The organism is Psychroflexus halocasei (assembly GCF_900107595.1).
Classification (GTDB): Bacteria; Bacteroidota; Bacteroidia; order Flavobacteriales; family Flavobacteriaceae; genus Psychroflexus; species Psychroflexus halocasei.
On record NZ_FNQF01000005.1, the window covers coordinates 16459 to 34857 of the forward strand.

Below are 18399 nucleotides of genomic sequence, written 5' to 3' on the forward strand. Positions count from 1 at the left end.
ACAAGAATTATTAATAATTGAAAAATATTTCTTGGATTTCGTTGAGGCTTCGGTCTTTTAAGAGAGTTAGCATTAATAAAACTCTTGCTTTTGCAGGATTAAGTTCATCAGAAACAATGGTTTTGTACTCATCGTCATTGACTTCTGCATTTCGCAATACATCACCAAGAGGAACACGTGTACTTCTAACGACAACAATTCCTTTATCTGTTGCTTTCTTAACTTCTTTAAGAGTTGCTGCATTCATATTTCCATTACCTACACCTGCTATAACGATGCCTTTTGCACCTTTTTTAATAGAACTTGTTACAAAATCTGCAGGCATATCTGCATAAGCATAAATAATATCTACACGAGGAAGAGATTTAACGCCCTTAACAGAAAATACGCTTTTTGTTGTATGTGTACTGTATGGTTTTCTGAAGTATTCTATATCGCCATAAATCACACTACCGATTTGACCTTCTATTGGTGACATAAAACTCTGTACAGCTGTTGTGTTAAACTTGGTCACATCATGCGCTGCATGAATTTGATCGTTCATAACAACAGTTACGCCATGCCCTTTTGATTTTGGACTTGCAGCTACAGCTACAGCATTGTAAAGATTCAACGGCCCTTCAGCACTCAGAGCAGTCGCTGGTCGCATTGCTCCAGTAGTGACAATAGGTTTGTTACTGTCAACAACTAAACTCAAGAAATAAGCTGTCTCTTCTTGTGTATCAGTTCCGTGTGTGATAACGATACCATCAACATCATCTGAAGCTAATAATTCATTCGCTTTTTTAGCGAGCTTTAACCAAATGTCTATTGACATATCTTGTGAGCCAACGTTAGAAATTTGTTCTCCAGTAATATTGGCTAGTTCTTTAATCCCTGGTGCTGCATCAATCATCGTATTGATGCCTAATTGTCCAGCTGTGTATCCTGCTTGATTACTACCTTCAGCTGTACCAGCAATGGTTCCTCCAGTCGCGAGAATGACCACGTGAGGAAGGTCTTTGTTTTGAGCAAAACTTATATTAGTTAAACCAATAACTAAAACAAGTAAAAGCGCATGTCTAAATAATTTGAAAGTTTTCATTTTAATGAGATTTATGTATTAAACATTAATTAATTTGCTTATTAAGCATGATAGTTTTATTCTAAAAAACTATTAACAGTCATTGATGTGCTCCAGTGATTTTTTTACATTTTTTTAATCAGCTACAAAATTTTGCTTTCACATAGCGAGCATTTCCATTATTTCTATCACTGGTTAATTTTATAGCAATATTTTATTTTTTAATCACTGCAGTATATTTCGGATGCATAAGGTTCTCAGGACTTAAAATTTTATCCAATTCCTCTTCAGAGAGCAATTCTTTTTCAAGAATAAGTTCTCTAATTGTTTTTCCTGTTGCAACTGCTTCTTTCCCGATTACATCTCCCATATGGTGACCTATATAAGGATTAAGAAAAGTGATTAATCCTACAGAGTTGTAAACCATTTTTTTGGTATGTTCAGCGTTAGCTGTGATGCCTGAAATACATTTTCTAGCAAGTGTTTCAATGGCATTTGACAATAGTTCCATTGACTCAAATAAGCATTGTGCCATCACAGGTTCATAAACATTAAGTTGCAATTGTCCTGCTTCAGCAGCAAAAGAAACTGTTGCATCATTACCTATAATTTTAAAACAAACTTGGTTCACAACTTCTGGAATAACAGGATTAACTTTAGCTGGCATAATAGATGACCCAGCTTGCATTTGCGGCAGATTAATTTCATTTAATCCGCAACGAGGTCCTGAAGAAAGCAAACGTAAATCGTTACAGATTTTTGAAACTTTGACAGATGTTCTTTTTAAAGCGCCAGAAATAGTCACATAGTCACCACAATCTGATGTTGCCTCAATAAGATCTTCAGCTTCAACAAAACTTGCCTTTGTAAATTTTTGTAAATATCCTATTGAAAGTTCTGTAAATCCATCAGGTGCATTGACGCGTGTTCCTATTGCTGTACCGCCTAAATTAACCGGTAAAATAAGGTCTCTACAAGCCTTGAGATTTTTTGTTTCTTCTTTTAAATTTGTTGACCAAGCTGAAAACTCGTCACCTAAAGACATTGGGACTGCATCTTGCATTTGTGTTCTTCCCATCTTAATAACTTTTCTAAATTCAGCACTCTTTCTATCAAATTGATTAGTTAGAATATTGATTTTTTCAAGCAAATGGTTGATATAATAAAATATGGCAACGCGAAAACCAGTTGGATAAGCATCATTAGTCGATTGAGATTTATTAACATGGTCATTCGGATGCAGAATATCATAACTGCCTTTTGGGTGGCCATTTAAAGTAAGTGCCACATTCGTAATAACTTCATTGGTATTCATGTTAACTGAAGTTCCAGCGCCTCCCTGAAAAACATCAATCGGAAAGTATTCGATATATTTTTCCATATTATTCAAGATCTCGTCACAAGCCTCAATAATCATGTCTGCTTGTTTTTTAGGGACCGTTCCGATATCTTTATTAGCAAAGGCACAAGCTTTTTTAGTTGTGACCATGCCTTTTATAAATATTGGATAATCACCTATCTTTCCATTTGAAATTTGGAAATTATTGAAGGCACGTTGAGTGTGTACACCAAAATAAACATCATCATTGATATCTAATTGTCCTAATAAATCTTCTTCTTTTCTAGTTTTCATAATATTTATTTTTTGATCAATAGCTTATTTTAATAATTTTAAAGTATTAAACCTCCTATCACAAAGCCGAACACGACACTTAATGCAATAGTTATTATTCCTGGGATGAGGAAAGAGTGGTTAAAAACATACTTTCCTATTTTGGTGGTTCCAGTATCGTCCATCTCTACAGCAGCGATTAATGTTGGATAAGTTGGTAGTACAAACAATGCGCTCACCGCTGCAAAAGATGCTATCGCAGCAACTGGACTCACTCCTAAAGAAAGTGCAGCCGGCATCAAGGCTACTGTTGTTGCAGCCTGAGAATAAAGCAGCATACTCGCAAAAAATAGTATGACAGCCAATAACCAAGAGTAACTATTTAAAAGTCCTCCTGCAGCTTCTTTGATTTCTTCAATATGATTACTTACAAAAGTATCTCCTAGCCAAGCAACTCCGAGAACACAAACACAAGCACTCATACCTGATTTGAAAGTGGACATGCTCGTCACTTTACCGATATCTATTTTGCAAACTAAAGCAATAACTGCTGCTGTTAAGAGCATAATAGCGATGATGGCTTGGTTACGAGAAATAGTCACATTTGTGATAATCCCAATATTCTCAGATGTTAATGTTGCATAAGCGACAACGATGATAATTGCTGCAAGAAAAATTCCTACAGAAAATTTAGCGCTTTTAGAATCTTTATGATCTTTTTTGTCTAAATGTTTGACTAAACCTTTTGCTTCTCTCTTTAAATAAACAGGATCTTGATCTAAAGGTTTTTCCATCAAGTTTGCGATAAAGGCGCTACCCATAACTGCTAAGAAAGTGGTAGGAATCGCAACTGCTAACAATTGAAGATATGATACGCCGAGAGGCTCAAGATAGTCTGCGAAAATAACAACAGCTGCAGATATTGGAGATGCTGTAATTGCTATTTGAGATGCAATGACAGATATGCTCAAGGGTTTAGAAGGTCTTACATTTCCTTCTTTAGAAACTTCAGTAATGACTGGCAATGCGGCATAGACGGTGTGGCCTGTGCCTGAAAGTAAAGTCATGAAATAAGTGACTAATGGAGCTAAGAAAGTAACGCGTTTAGGATTTTTACGCAATATTTTTTCGGTAACGTGAACGAGATAATCCAATCCACCTGCGTTTTGCATTGCTGCAATTGCTGCAATAACAGACATAATAATCAGTATAACATCCACAGGAATAGAGCCAGCCTCTAAACCGAAAACCATAGTAAGGACAATAACGCCAGCACCACCAGCGTAGCCAATTCCGATACCTCCCATTCTGGCTCCAATGAGTATAAATAAAAGGACGATTAATAGTTCAACCCAAATCATAAGATATAATTTTAGCGTTTGCAGAGATTTGATATAACCTCTTTAATCTTGTTAATAAATTTTGTAATGGATTCAGTGGTGTGGTATGTCGATTAACATTTACAAATGGCCATTCTAATTAATGGGAATTAGACCGCCTTCTGAATTTTTCCATTCTGCGAATGAACTGTCTAAAGCTTAAGAAGTAATAATACCTTACAAAAAGAGCTTTTCTAAATCTGAAGATTTGCAAATTTTCGCAATCTACTATCAGATTACAATACAAAATTACGCTTCATAAGGATCGCAGTAGATGATTTATATCAGTTATGATTGTTAATGATTTGGTAATGATTTAATAATGCTATTTTAATCTTATTATTTGAAGCTTTATGTCTCTATAAATTAATGTAGAATACTGATAATCATCTTGAATAAGAATATTGATAATCTCACATTTAATTTTGATTTAAATTAATATGGATTTCTGTGCCTAATGCATTCCCATCTTCGTCTTTTTTATCGATGATTTTTAAACTAATTTTTCCTGGGTTTGATTTATTATAAAGCTCAATACGTTCTTTAATAATCTGCATTCCCATGCTTTTGTGAGGTTTTTTCCTTTTACGATTTTTGTTTTTATCTCTACCGACACCGTTGTCTTTAATAATGATCTGAGCTTTATGTTGATTAATAACAATATGGATACTCAATTTTTTCTCAGGATTTTCACTTAATAATAGGCCATGCCAAATTGCATTTTCTAAAAAGGGTTGTAAGAGAAGAGGCGGAATAAATACATTTTCTATCTTCTCTGAATTGTCACCTGTAATATTAAAAATAAAATCTTTTTCAAATCTATTTTCTTCAAGCATCATGTAATACTGTGCGAGTTTGAGCTCTTCTTGTAAAGGAATAACATGATGTTTTGAAGTTTCCAAAACCATCCTTGTATAGCGACTAAATATTTTAAGATACTTAATCGCCTTTGCGTTTTGTTCACTTTGTATTAAATAAGTTATGGCATTCAAGCTATTAAATAAAAAGTGAGGATTGACGCGTAATCTTGTTACCAAAATTTCTGCTTGAGCAATATTACGCTCGTAAATTGCATTCATTTTTTCTTTTTCTTCCTTAGAAATGCGTTCGGATGTTTTTTTCTTAGTTCTGTAATTTCTGTATTGTAAAGCAAAAATGATAAGAATGAAAATCAAACCAATGCTCAACAAGATAGTTACAATCCGTCTGCGTTCAAGCTGTTCTTTTTGTTGTTCAACAACGGCTTTTTGTAAAGCTTTATCTTTTTCTAAAAGTTGAATATGGCTTTCTTTTTTTTCAAGATTGTATTGACGTGTGAGTGCTTCTATTTTGATGTTTTGATCTTCTATTTTAATACTGTCTTCATAAGTTTCAGATATTTTATAAAACTCTAAAGCTTTTTTATAGTCCCCTTTTTTTTCTAAAAGTTGAGATATCTTAAATGTGTTAGCGATGATCAAGCCTAATTGATTGATTTGTTGCGAAATCTCAAGTGATTCACTAAAATAGTCTTCAGCCTTATTGTAATTTTTTTTATTATAGTTTACTTGACCTATTCTATATAATAGGCCAGCAACTTTACGTTTGTTTTTTAATTCTTTAAATAAATCGAATGATTTCTCATAATATGATATGGCTTTGTCATAGTTTTTAGCTTCTTTTAGATATGAAGTGCCGAAATATTCATAAGTGATTGCTAGACCAAATATGTCATTTCTATCTTGGTTAAGTTTAAGTAATTTCTGTAGGTATTGTCGTGCTGTTACGTAATCTTTTTTGTCAACATAATAATCAGCAATAGAGAGATAATTCATTGCAGCACCAAGTGTATTTCCAAGTTCTAATTGAGTTTTAAGAGCTCTTTCAAAATAAGATAGGCTTTCATCTTCACGACCTGGTAAGCCGCTTAAAGCGTTCCCGATACCATTACAAGCAATACCTATATTTTTGAGATCATTTTCTTTTTCAGCAATTGATAGGGCTTTCATGTAATATGAAATGGATGTATCATACTTTTGATTGTAGCGGGCAGCAACGCCAGCATTGTTAGCGAAAATCATTTTTTGAAGCGTTTCTACATCTTTATCCTCAACAAGTTTAAAAGCTTTGATGTGCAAGTTCAGAGCTTGATCATAAAGTTGATGATATCGGTTAAGCAAGCCTAGGTTATCCAAGGCTTTAGCATAAAGTAAGGTGTCATTTATTTTAAGCGCTAAATTAACTGCGTCTTCTGCATAAGATATTTCAATAGCTTCATTATGTTGCTCTCTGTGAATCTGCCTGGCAAGCTTCATCTGGTAATCGACTTTTAGTTTTGCTACTGTCGTGTTTTTAACTAGAGATTTTAGGCTGTCAATTTTAGATTTTTGTTGAGCCGATAATTGATTAAAACTAATGACATAACAGATTAAAAGAACAACTTTTAAAACTTTATAGAATACATTTTTTGAAGAAAGAATTAAAGTGAGTTGAGGTTTCAAATTTTTCAGATATTGGTTAGTGAATTCTATGATTTAATTACTAGAGATTAAGTTAATGATTTTTAAGATATTAGACGTTGTCAATCTGATATTTTTGTACTAATGGTAATATTGAATTGGCTTATTTGTATTTTAGTTCGAGTATAACTTCAGTTCCTGTGGCTTCATTATATTTATTTTTTAGATCATCGATTTTAAACGTATAGTTAAGACCATGTTTTTGATTGAAGTGTTGTAAACGTTGTTTGTTTATTTTTAGACCAATAGGCTCTTTTTGTCTTAATTTTCGACTAGAATAATGCTCTGATTTTTCTCGGCCAATACCATTGTCTTTTATTTTTAAAACAACTTTATTTTCAGTTTTTTCAAATGAAATGTCAATTAACTTATCTTCCTTTTTGAGCATTAAACCATGCCAAATTGCGTTTTCGATAAAGGGTTGCAAAATCATAGGCGGCACCATGATTGTACTGAGGTTTATATCATTAGGTTTACGAATTTGAAGTTCGATTTTTTCTTCGAATCTGATGTTTTCTAAACTTGCATATAACTTTGTAATTGTGAGTTCTTCATCCAAAGTGATGCTGTCGAGTTCGGTACTATTAAGTATATGTCTGATAAGTTTTGAAAATTTATTGAGATAATAAACAGCTTTTTCTTTTTGATCTTCAATCAAGAAAACTTTAATGGAATTTAAGGCATTAAAAATAAAATGTGGATTCATCTGGCTTTGTAAAGAAACTAAATGAAGATGGTGTATCTGCTCTTCAAACTTTGCCTTTATAGTTTCTAATCTTTCTTTTTCTGCATTTGCTGTTAATTCAAGTATTTCTTTTTCTTGCTTTTTTAATTGATCTTCTAAAAGTCTGTTTTGGTTTGCCTTAATGTTATGATTTTCTATTGATTTATTGATGAGTTGAGTGTTAATCAAATTGATTTTATAAGCTAAGCCTATTGCAAAAACAATTTGTTCAATAAAAATCCCTATATAAAAAAGAATGAATGGATTGATGTTAAGAAAATTCCATCCCATGATAGGGAAGAAAAGAGCAATCATAGCCAGAGTGATAAAAGTACCCCCTCCTAATATGAAAAAATATTTGAGTGAACCTGGAAGTTTAAATGCTTTGTAAAGAGTATAAACTGCAAAGCAAAAAACAATAGGTACAAAAACATAAATATAGAAAATATCATAAAGCCTTGTGTTGTCAACATAGATTGTGTAAATAAGAAACAACGTACTGATTAAGAATGCAATAGAAACAACTTTAGTAATGAATTTATAAAATTGTTTTAAATGCTGCTTGATGTCTAGGAAATAAAGGAAAAAGATAAAATAGGAGCAATTATAGATTACCTGAAGATACCATTTGAGAGAACTAAACGATGATGAACGAATGCTTTCTAACCATTGTGCTTCATAAGGAGACATAATGATGAAATATGCTAAAAGAAAAAAGGTGTAATTTGAATACAGTAAAAAGCTTTTCTCGCGTGAGTTGAAACCAATAACGAAGCTTAAGGCACAAAACACGACTAATGTACATACCATTAATTGCCAGAAAAATACGGATGGTTCAAATAGCATGGGGTAAAATGTTTAAGATCTAGTTATATCTTATCTAAAAATTCTGATTTTTTATTACGTGAAACAGGAATTTCTTGTTGATTATCAAGGATAACGTAGCCTTCAGTTTTTAGATATTCACTAACTTTTTTTAGATTGATTAGATAACTGTTGTGAACTCTAAAAAAATCTTGATTGGATAACAAGCTTTGAATTTCTTTTAATTTCTTTGAAATAAAAAGAGGTTTTCTATTTTCAAGATGAATTTTACAGTAATTGCCATCGCTTTTACAATATATAATTTCATCTGTGTTAATGAATACAAGCTTCCCTTCAACAGGGATTGCAATGCGTTTATCAGTATGTGCTTTCAAACGTTCTTCAAGAGCATCATAAGTACGTCCATTTCTTTTATCCGCTCTTACCTTTTCTATGGTTTCGGTTAAATCATCAGAGTCAATAGGTTTTAGTAGGTAATCCAAGGCATTTTCTTTAATAGCTTGAATAGCATATTGATTATAAGCTGTGACAAAGACGACACAAAAATCACGTTTTTGAAAATGATCTAAAAACTGAAAACCATCCATCTCAGGCATTTCAACATCTAAGAAAACACAATCAGGATCATTGTGCCTTAAATATGTAATAGCTTTCTCAGGGTTTGTGAAAGTTTCCATGACTTCAACATCCTTACAGAAATTATTTATTTCCCATTCAAGACTTTTGATTGACTTGAGTTCGTCATCAATTAAAATTACTTTAAGCATTATTAAAAATAGTTTAGGTTCTTTTTAAAATTACAAAAAAAATGAGTTGCTAAACTATAATTTGTATGCATGGTCTAAAAGACCTTGTATTTGGCTGTTTTTAAAAGATAATTGAGAAACTTGAGTTTTGGTTAAAAACAGCAATTACCAATTACCCTTGAAAGTGTACCGATTATAAACTCTATGTTCCCATCTGCAAATTAGCCCGTTGATAATCATTTATTTATCTCAATATTTGTTTTGAATTGAAAAGATAAAAATTATGAAATCTAATCTTCACAGTATATTATTTATGGTAGCAATTTGTAGCTCCATAACTCTCAATGCACAATTTCTTAAAAAATTAGGAGACAGAGTCACTGATGCTGCAGAGAATACCATTACAAGGAAATCTGCTCAAAAAACCTCAAGAGAAGTTGGTAAAGGAATGGATGGTTTTTTTGAAAGTACATCTAAACAACAACGCTCTAAACTTTCTAAACCTAATTCTAAATATGCATTTGATTACAATTATCAAATGCAGATAACAACCGATGGCGAACAAATGTTAATGAACTATTACTTCAAACCTAATAGTGATTATGCAGGGATGGCAATGTCACAAGACAATGTCAATATGTTTATTGTTTTTGATTATGATAAAGAAGCAGGTTACACTTTTATGAAAAGTAAAAATCAAAGAATGTACACATCTACGCCTCTCGATATAGAAACAGATAATGATTGGGCTAATAATCCCTACACAAAATCTGATTACACAGTTAATGATCTGCCAAACAAAAATTTTTTAGGATATACATGTCAAGGAAAGCAAATAGAAAATGATGAATGGACTTTTACGATGTATTACACTGACGAAATTGAGATTAGTTTTCACAATATTCTAAACGCTTCAAAAGATCAATCTAATGATCCTTCAGTACTTCGAGATTATTTCGCTGAGGCTGAAGATGCTATGATGATGTATATGAAAACAGTTGATAAAACTGGAAGAAAAAATCAAGAAACCATTATGGAGTGTGTTGCTTTTGAAAAAGTGAATCAGAATTTCAAAACAAAAAATTACCAATCTATAAATTATTAAAAATAAACAAGATGGAGAACAACACAAAAACACCACCTGCAGAACAAGCAGCAACGACAGATACTGAAATTAGTTTAGAAGCTAAAACCATTGCTATCATCAGCTATATCACGCTCATCGGTTTAATCATTGCTTTTGTAATGAACAATGATAAAAAAGCAGATTTCTCAACATATCACATCAAACAAGCTTTAGGCATTGGGTTGACGGGTCTTGCTTTAGGTGTGGTTGGGATGATACCTATTTTAGGTTGGATAGCCTCATTTTTAGGAACAATCGCTTTAATTTATTTATGGATTATGGGATTGGTAAATGCTGTAAATGCAAAGAAGAAGCCAGTACCATGGTTGGGTAAAAAGTATGAGGAATGGTTTAAAAATATTTAATATCTAAAAAACTTTCAGCAAAAAACAGAAATCTGAAAGCAATTCAATTAACTATAAAATTTATTATTATGAAAACGAAAAACTACTTATTTAACAAAAGTAAATTAGGAAGCAGTATTTTAAGTTCCAGAATTTACGTTACGCTAGCAGCATTGCTGATAGGGAGTACAATGTTAGCTCAAACACCAGAAATGGTCAGTGGATCACCATTAAATGCTAAAGGTTTTACTGAGCTTGGCAATAGACTATATTTTAACGGAGAAAGCTCTTCTACAGGAGACAGATGGCTTTATAGTACAACTGGAAGTAGTGCAAATATCCATTCAGGTTATGTTTCATCAGGCGCTACTGAAAATGACCCATCTAATATGATTGCCTTTAATGGACAATTAATTCACCGAGGTTATCAACCTAATTCAGGCTCAGGATATAGTTATGAATTAGCTAGTTTTAACCATACTTCGACCTATGATGTTTATGCCTTCCCAGAATTGATAAAAAACATTAACTCTGGAGGTGATAGTAATCCTAGAGGTCTAACAGAACTTAATGGGAATTTATATTTCTCTGCTGACGATGGTATAAACGGAAGAGAATTATGGATCACAGATGGAACTGAAGCTGGTACGCAATTACTTAAAGATATTAATACTGGGTCTCAAGATGGAAATCCTAATTCTTTTATTGAATATAATGGCAACTTGATATTTGAAGCAGATAATGGCACAGATGGTACCGAATTATGGATCACAGATGGGACAAGCCAAGGCACTGAAATGTTAATAGATATAAGACCAGGCTCTCAAAGTTCTAACCCGCATAGATTTATTGAATTTGATAACAAAATATTTTTCACAGCTAATGATGGAACTAATGGTCGAGAATTGTGGGCTACAGACGGTACAGCCTCTGGAACTTCTATGGTCAAAGATATGTACCCTGGACCTCAGAATATTTACCCAAGTGATTTCATCGTTTATAATGGGATGCTATATTTTAACGCTTCCAATGATGTTAATGGTAGAGAAATTTGGGTTTCAGATGGAACTCAAAGTGGAACTTCAATGTTAAAAGACCTTAATCCAGGTGGAGATTCTAGTAGTCCTACACACTTTCAAGAGCTTGACGGTTTATTATATTTTTTCGCTGATGACGGCACTGATGACGGATTATGGGTAACGGATGGTACTTCAACAGGAACAACACTTGTAGTTACTGTCTCTAGTATGCCATATCAAGGTATGACCAATTACGATGGTCGTCTATACTATGTAACTAATGATGCTAATGGAGACGGTAAGTTATGGGTAACAGATGGATCTGCTTCTGGAACTGAACTAGCACCATCTCCTAACGTTGCGCCTAACGATAGTCCATTCCCTAATGGACCAGGAACTTATAACTCTGCTGTGTTTAATGGTTCATTTTACTTTACAGCAGATTATGATAACAGTGGCCTTAAACTCTATAAATTAACCACTAATAATCTTGGAATTAAAGATTATGAAACAATTGATTTTGTTATTCACCCAAATCCAGTTGAAGATGTACTTTATTTAGAGTCTGGTTCTAATCAGATATCTGAAATTATCTTGTTCTCAATAACAGGGCAACGTTTACAATCTTGGGAGGGGAAATCCGAAATCAATCTTTCAGAATATAACAGTGGAAATTATTTAGTAAAAATTACCACAGAAAATAACAAATCTGTTACAAAGCAAATCATTAAAAAATAATATAAATAATCAAACTGCGGGAGCTTAGGATGAGCTTCCGTGGTTTTAATTTCTTGAATCAGAATTTTTAAAAACAATTAAATCATGAAAAAACAATTATCAACTATGTCATTATTAAGCTTTTTCTTTTTTAGCTTAATTTCTTTGACAAATGCACAAGCTCAAGAAATCGATACACGCATTGGCGGTATGATTGCTTATGGTACCGAAATAGAAAATATAGGAATTGGCGCTAACGCCGAATTTGGAGTGATGGATAAATTAAGCATCTCTCCGAGTTTTATTTACTATTTACCAAAAGAAGAAGGACCAATAAAAATGGACTGGTTTGAAGTTAATGCTAATGCTAACTACTATTTCTTAAGTGACGATAAATTTGATGTTTATGGCTTGGGAGGTCTTAACTATAGTAGCGTTAAAGTTAGTTCCGATGCAACTTTTTTTGGAGAAAGCTATTCAGTGTCTGACGGTCGCTTTGGTTTAAACTTAGGCGGAGGAGCAAATATGCATTTAAATAACGATAGTATCATGCCTTTTGCGGAACTCAAGTACGTCATTATCGATGGAGGACAACTTGTGTTAGCTGCAGGTGTAAAATTTAAAATTTAAAAAACAAAAATTATGAAAAATTATCAATTTAACTTAAAACACATTTTTTATTTATTCACTGTAAGTTTACTCATGGTAGGTTGTAGTAGTGATGATGACGGAACGCCAGATGATCCTGGAGAACCAGACCCGACAGTTGAGCCAGTTGTACTTGATTGTGATTTTTTTCAAGAAGGAAATATTCATCTTGAGAAAGTTCCTAATGCAATAGTTGATTATATTGTAACATGTGATCCTAAAATTAAAGGAGATCTTATAATAGATGAAGGAGTAGTTATTGAATTTGAAAGAAATGCTGGATTACAAATGATTCATGACAATAACTACAAAATACAAATGAATGGTACAGTTGATAATCCAATTTTATTAACAGGCGTTGAAAAAACTAAAGGCTATTGGAGAGGCCTCTTAATGACTAGTGACGACCCTACTAATGTTATGAAACATGTAACTGTTGAATATGCAGGACAACAAAGACCTGGAGGTTGGGGTTATGAAGGGGCTGTTATTGGCTCGTGGGGAGCAGTTATGAGTTTTGATAATTGTACGATTCAACATTGTCAAGAAATAGGGCTACACTGGGTTGGTTATTCAGCAGAATTAAATATTTACAATTCAATTTTCACAAAAAATGACCTTCCTATAAAAACTAATCCAAATTTTATCAATTCGATTGATGAAACAAGTACATATCAAGGTAATATAAATGATTATGTAAGGTTAGAACATACCGATGTTAATAAAGATATTACATTCCACAACATTGATGTGCCGTTTTTTTCAAATGGATTTAAGCCGTCTAATGGAGCTAAACGTACCTTTACTTTTAAACCAGGAGTTACTATATTGATGGATGCTGGTAGCCAAATGCGATTTCAAAACGCCTTTTCATATCAACATGAAACTATTATGATTGGTACTCCAGAAGATAGGATAACGATTAAAGGTAAAGAAGATGTACCTGGTTACTGGAAAGGTTTAAGTATTGAATCAGACAGTCCACTTAATGAAATTGCTTATTTAGACATAGCTAATGCTGGACGCACAACTGCCTATCCTAATGGAGCGATAAATCTTGGCTATTCTAGTTATCTGAAAATAGAGAATGTTAATTTCATAGATTGTTTTGAATATGCAATGAGTCTAGATTACAGACAAACAATGTTTTATTTAGAGTATGATAATTTAGTTTTAGATAATACACCAAAACTATTTTCTGATCGTCATGGAGTTGAAGTCGCAGATCCACATAATCCATAATAATTAATATTAAAATACCTTTAAGTGATTTAAACGATAAGTCTAATGATCTTAGAGGTATTAATTTATTAAATAAATACTATGAAAAACTTGAAACTTAAACACCAACAATTACTTTTTTTGGTACTTATTAGTTTAAGTCTTTCTTGTAGCATGCTTATTTATTCACAAAATCTAGAAGGTCATTGGATTGCCGCCGGAGATAAAGGGCCTTTGTTACAATTCACTAAAGATAGTCTGCTAATTAATAATTTAGATAAACGCATAGATGCAAAACCATACTTTGTAAAGGACGATCTCATAAATGTAGGTGAAAGCAAAGTTTTAAAGCTTAAATTCATAAATCATAACAGATTACGCGCTGTAAAAGATCAATCAAATGCTGCAAAAGACATTATCAAGCTTCAACCTACAAAAACAAATTTAACAAAGCCTGAGATACAAAATACAGAGTACTTCATCCCTAATGATCCTCATCATAAAACATTTAAATTTAATAAAGCTTTCGATGACTCTAATAAAATAATCAAATTAGAAAAAATAGGATCTACTTATTTTTTATCACAATACATCAATGATGATAGAAAAAATTATGTGCCTATTGAAAGCTTAACTTCTGATGAAATAGTGATAAACATTTCACCTGAAAAAAAGATGGTTTTAAAAGCTAAAAATACGGATGGAAGCTCTGTTAATGACAATACTTCTTTTTCTTCTCGTAATGGAATAAATATCGCAGAAATAATCATAGGTAAATGGTTTTATAAACGTTTAGCTGGCAGACCAAGCTTATCAAAGTGCACTAAAAAAACTTTCTTTCTTTTTAAAAAAGATCTAAGCTTACAAATAAAACCCTATGCAGAAAATTTTGATAACGGAAAATGCATTGAGGGCTCAATCATAGACAGAACTTATGAAATTCTAGAGAACAATCAAATCAAAGTTTTCCAAAATGGAAAATCAGAAATTTGGAAGATACAAGCGCTTACAAAAACAGAGCTCGTTGTAGAAAAAAACGATAGAGTACTGACGCTAACAAAAGAATAGGAAAGTATAAAAGCGATTTATAAAATTCAATTTTGAGGCAAAAAAATGAAAACACAACAATCAAATTATAACAAGAATAGATTTAAAATTTAACTCTAAAACCCTTTAAAAATGAAACCAGTTCAGCTTAAATTCAAAACTATGTTATTCTTACTCGTCGTGGGTTGCACTCTGAGCAGTTGCAATAAAAAAGGAGTACTTGTTGAAAGCCGTTTTTTGAAAGATGCAGAAGGCTGGAAAATAATAGGTGATGCTCAAGGGGGGAATGGGGAACAAGTCGAATCTTCCTATTCGCCAGATGACGGTGTGCAAAACGGCCATATTCATGCTAAAGACAATGCTACAGGAGGAACGTGGTACTTCTCAGCTCCTAAAGATTATCTTGGTAATCACAACGATTTTTATGAGGCGAGCCTCAGTTTTAATCTGTCTCAAAAGTCAGCAATGAACAGTCAGTTTAAAAACAATGATATCATTTTTAAAAATGGAGAAAAGAAGATAAGCTATCAATTTAAAAGCTATCCAGGGGAAGACTGGACCGCTTATAGTGTTCCAATTCATGAAGATAGTGGTTGGATGAAAGGAAATTTTGACAGTGAAAAACCCGCTACCAAAGCAGATATAAAAGCTGTGCTGTCTAATGTGACCGAATTTTGGATTCGTGGCGAATATGAAAGTGGAGGTGACGAAGGCAGTTTGGATGAAGTCGAAATATCTAAAAAATAAATAATCTTAAAAACCTTCTAAAAATGAATACGTTTCAACTAAAATTCAAACCGGTATTAATCTTGTGTTTAATCGGTTTCGTCGTTGCCAGTTGTGGTAATGATGAGAAGAGTGAGAGCAGTGACTCAGAGAAAGATTCTGGTAAAGTAGAACAAACCTCAATATTAAAAAATGATAAAGAGAATAAAGATTCTAAATTATCCAAGAAAGCTAATTCGCGAATCGCTATTGAGGAAGATGACGAAACGAGCCCCGAGTCACCAGAAGGGAATACCGCTCCAATCGCATTAGACTGTGATTATTTTAGAAAAAATCCCAATACAGTCTTGATAAACAATCTTGATTCTACTGTAGATTATATGATATCTTGTATGACTAGAATAGATGGAAAACTAATAATCGAAGAAGGGGTAGTTATCGCATTTGATCAAGACGCAGGAATGTATTTTACTGATAAGTCGACTTTTAAAATGCAAGGTACCGCCGAGAAACCCATTATCTTGACAGGGAAAGAACAAACGAAAGGCTTTTGGAATGGCGTTCTTAGCAAAAGCTCTAGCTCAAATAACAAAATGAGCCACGTAACCATCGATTATGCAGGAGGCTCAAAAGCAGCCTTAGAAATTGATAATGAAGACAGCAGTTTAAAACTTGAGCATTGTACGCTTTCAAATAGTAAAAACTATGGGATGATTGTACATGATAATGTCGGAAAAGATGTGCATAATATCTTTATGGAAAACTGCACATTTACTAAAAATAAAATTCCATTTAAAACAGACGCAAGTCGCTTGAGATTATTTAATGGAACCAATAGTTTTTCAGGAAACGATGAAGATTACATTGATCTTAATGGCGGAACACTATACGGCGACGCAACATGGGCAAACTTAAATGTGCCTTATTTTCTTCAAAGTGATTTTAGGTACAGAGACGGCGTGCTAACTGTAGAAGCTGGTACTGAGATCGTAATGCCAGCTCAAAGTTGGATGCATTTACAAGATAAAGCTTCTTTAGTGATGGTAGGCACAGAAGAAGACCCCATCATCATCCGTGGTGAACATGATGTTCCTGGTTTTTGGAATCAACTGACTATTGATTCTAGCAGTCCGCTTAATGAAATTGGACATGTTGTTTTTAAAAATGCAGGACAAACGACTAAGAAACCAAATGGGGCAGTTTTTTTAAAAAGATCAAAATACCTCAAAATTCATGATGTAGTTTTTAGCAAGTGCTTTGCTTATGGTGTAAGCATACAAGATTTAAACAAATCACATTTGGAATATGCTAATTTAAAATTAGACAATACCTCTAAATTATTTTCTGATTGGAGAGGACAAGAAATATCTGTGCCTGATAATTTGCAGTAAATCTCTGATTTTAAAACTTTTATTTATATCAGATTTGAGTGGAGTCCAAGCTAAATAACTTAAAAAACAATGATGAATTTAAAAACCATTAAATTATGAAAACAAACTTTTAAAAAATCAGAAATATTAATTTGATAGCATGTCTTGTACTTATTGTCACTTTAAGTTCATGCCAAGAAGAAAAAAAAGGCAGTTACTTTGGTTCTAGTCAACGTGACGATATTGGCGAACTCATCACTAAAGAAAATATTCGAGATGTATTTGATTTAAGTAATGATGTTGTTATTGAAAAGAAAGTTAAAAAAGATGCAATAACTTCTTATGACTGGGAGTCACCTGAAACAAAAAAATTGTTTTATTCTATTAAACTTAATTTCTCAAAAGGAAATCGACGAAGCAGTAGTAAGATTGATAAAGTGTGGGAAACACAAAATAAGTTTTTAGAAAAACACAATCCTCAAGAAGTATGAGGTATAGGCGATAAAGCTTCTTGGAGTGAAATGGGAGGAGGACAACTTCGCGTAGCAGCGGATGGATATATCTTCTTCGTGTCTTTCTATATCACACCTAGAAAGGACAATCCTTTAGAAGCTCAAGAAATGATAGATAAGACCAAATCTTTAGCAAACCGGGTGATCAAAAAGATGTAAAACTTCAACTCTCTTTTAAAAGTTAAACTTCCATAAAACAACTATCATGAAATATTTTAAAAAAACTTCTTATTTAATTCTATTAATAGCCCTAAGCTTTTTAGTAGGCTGTACTAGTGATGACGACTCCAATCCGTCAAATCCGAGAGGAAGTCAACTTGAATTTGCAGGTGATCCACATACATACAATTTTACAATTACTGGAGGAGAAATAGCTGGCGATTACATTGGTGAAATAGAAAACGATTTAACCGTCACCGAATTGTTGCTCGCTAATTATTCTGCTTACATGCAATTCGGTAATGAAAAGGATATAAGCTTAAATATTTTTAAAGAGAACCTTATTATTGGTGGTAGTTTTAACTATGCAAACGGAACTATTGGAAGTTTAGATAACAATGCTTCAAATTTAAGTTTCCAGTTTGAGCCCTCAGCCATTAGATATAATAGTGTCTCTGGTAGTATGCAATTATCAGAAGTTGATTTTACAGATTCTCTTGGTATAAATACAGCTTACACAGGATTAGCTGCTTATGAAATTTCTTTTAACGGAACTTTTATCAACGCATTAAATGGTAGTGAAGTACAGATAGAGGGACCCATAAAAGTGAATTTTCCAGAAAATGTAGAGCAGTATTGATCATTGTAATTATGGCTAAGCGC

16 protein-coding genes are annotated in these 18399 nt (G+C 32.9%); 10 read left to right on the forward strand and 6 right to left on the reverse strand.

Going from position 1 to position 18399, the window contains the following annotated elements:
• Positions 1 to 10: 10 nt before the first annotated feature.
• The 6 genes from BLV84_RS06975 to BLV84_RS07000 all read right to left on the reverse strand — a co-directional run bounded on the left by BLV84_RS06975 (position 11) and on the right by BLV84_RS07000 (position 8868).
• On the reverse strand, positions 11 to 1084 hold the full coding sequence (locus BLV84_RS06975; RefSeq protein ID WP_093242404.1) for a type II asparaginase: 1074 nt from the start codon (positions 1082 to 1084) through the stop codon (positions 11 to 13).
• A gap of 193 nt (positions 1085 to 1277) precedes the next feature.
• The gene (gene aspA / locus BLV84_RS06980) at positions 1278 to 2696 is read right to left on the reverse strand and encodes an aspartate ammonia-lyase (protein WP_093242409.1); all 1419 of its coding nucleotides are present in this window, start codon (positions 2694 to 2696) and stop codon (positions 1278 to 1280) included.
• A gap of 38 nt (positions 2697 to 2734) precedes the next feature.
• Positions 2735 to 4036, reverse strand: a complete 1302-nt coding sequence (locus tag BLV84_RS06985) for an anaerobic C4-dicarboxylate transporter (RefSeq protein ID WP_093242413.1) — start codon at positions 4034 to 4036, stop codon at positions 2735 to 2737.
• 437 nt (positions 4037 to 4473) lie between these two features.
• A complete protein-coding gene (locus BLV84_RS06990) occupies positions 4474 to 6534 on the reverse strand; it encodes a tetratricopeptide repeat-containing sensor histidine kinase (protein ID WP_093242418.1) in 2061 nt (686 codons plus the stop codon).
• 121 nt (positions 6535 to 6655) lie between these two features.
• Positions 6656 to 8122 (reverse strand): sensor histidine kinase, encoded by a 1467-nt coding sequence (locus tag BLV84_RS06995; RefSeq protein ID WP_093242421.1) that lies wholly within the window; start codon positions 8120 to 8122, stop codon positions 6656 to 6658.
• Between the two features lie 23 nt (positions 8123 to 8145).
• Entirely contained in the window at positions 8146 to 8868 is a 723-nt protein-coding gene (locus tag BLV84_RS07000; RefSeq protein ID WP_093242426.1) for a LytR/AlgR family response regulator transcription factor, read from the reverse strand.
• A 262-nt stretch (positions 8869 to 9130) separates the two neighbouring features.
• On the opposite strand from BLV84_RS07000, the gene BLV84_RS07005 reads away from it, so the two are divergent.
• From BLV84_RS07005 to BLV84_RS07050, 10 genes are all read left to right on the forward strand, one after another.
• Positions 9131 to 9952, forward strand: coding sequence for a DUF4412 domain-containing protein (locus BLV84_RS07005; RefSeq protein WP_093242430.1), 822 nt, complete (start codon positions 9131 to 9133; stop codon positions 9950 to 9952).
• A gap of 11 nt (positions 9953 to 9963) precedes the next feature.
• Complete coding sequence (locus tag BLV84_RS07010) at positions 9964 to 10338, forward strand: DUF4870 domain-containing protein (protein WP_093242435.1); 375 nt, start codon at positions 9964 to 9966, stop codon at positions 10336 to 10338.
• A gap of 68 nt (positions 10339 to 10406) precedes the next feature.
• Positions 10407 to 12074: an ELWxxDGT repeat protein gene (locus BLV84_RS07015; RefSeq protein ID WP_093242439.1), complete on the forward strand. Its 1668-nt coding sequence runs from the start codon at positions 10407 to 10409 to the stop codon at positions 12072 to 12074.
• An 84-nt stretch (positions 12075 to 12158) separates the two neighbouring features.
• Positions 12159 to 12683 carry an outer membrane protein gene (locus BLV84_RS07020; RefSeq protein WP_234953110.1) on the forward strand — a complete coding sequence of 175 codons (525 nt, stop codon included), beginning with the start codon at positions 12159 to 12161 and terminating at the stop codon, positions 12681 to 12683.
• Between the two features lie 12 nt (positions 12684 to 12695).
• Positions 12696 to 13943 carry a hypothetical protein gene (locus tag BLV84_RS07025; RefSeq protein WP_093242442.1) on the forward strand — a complete coding sequence of 416 codons (1248 nt, stop codon included), beginning with the start codon at positions 12696 to 12698 and terminating at the stop codon, positions 13941 to 13943.
• An 81-nt stretch (positions 13944 to 14024) separates the two neighbouring features.
• Complete coding sequence (locus tag BLV84_RS07030; protein WP_143521337.1) at positions 14025 to 14990, forward strand: hypothetical protein; 966 nt, start codon at positions 14025 to 14027, stop codon at positions 14988 to 14990.
• Between the two features lie 111 nt (positions 14991 to 15101).
• Positions 15102 to 15716, forward strand: a complete 615-nt coding sequence (locus BLV84_RS07035; RefSeq protein ID WP_093243564.1) for a laminin B domain-containing protein — start codon at positions 15102 to 15104, stop codon at positions 15714 to 15716.
• Positions 15717 to 15739: 23 nt separating this feature from the next.
• Positions 15740 to 17086, forward strand: a complete 1347-nt coding sequence (locus BLV84_RS07040) for a hypothetical protein (protein ID WP_093243569.1) — start codon at positions 15740 to 15742, stop codon at positions 17084 to 17086.
• Positions 17087 to 17217: 131 nt separating this feature from the next.
• A complete protein-coding gene (locus BLV84_RS07045) occupies positions 17218 to 17556 on the forward strand; it encodes a hypothetical protein (RefSeq protein ID WP_093243573.1) in 339 nt (112 codons plus the stop codon).
• A 226-nt stretch (positions 17557 to 17782) separates the two neighbouring features.
• Positions 17783 to 18376, forward strand: coding sequence for a hypothetical protein (locus tag BLV84_RS07050; RefSeq protein ID WP_093243579.1), 594 nt, complete (start codon positions 17783 to 17785; stop codon positions 18374 to 18376).
• Positions 18377 to 18399 lie beyond the last annotated feature (23 nt).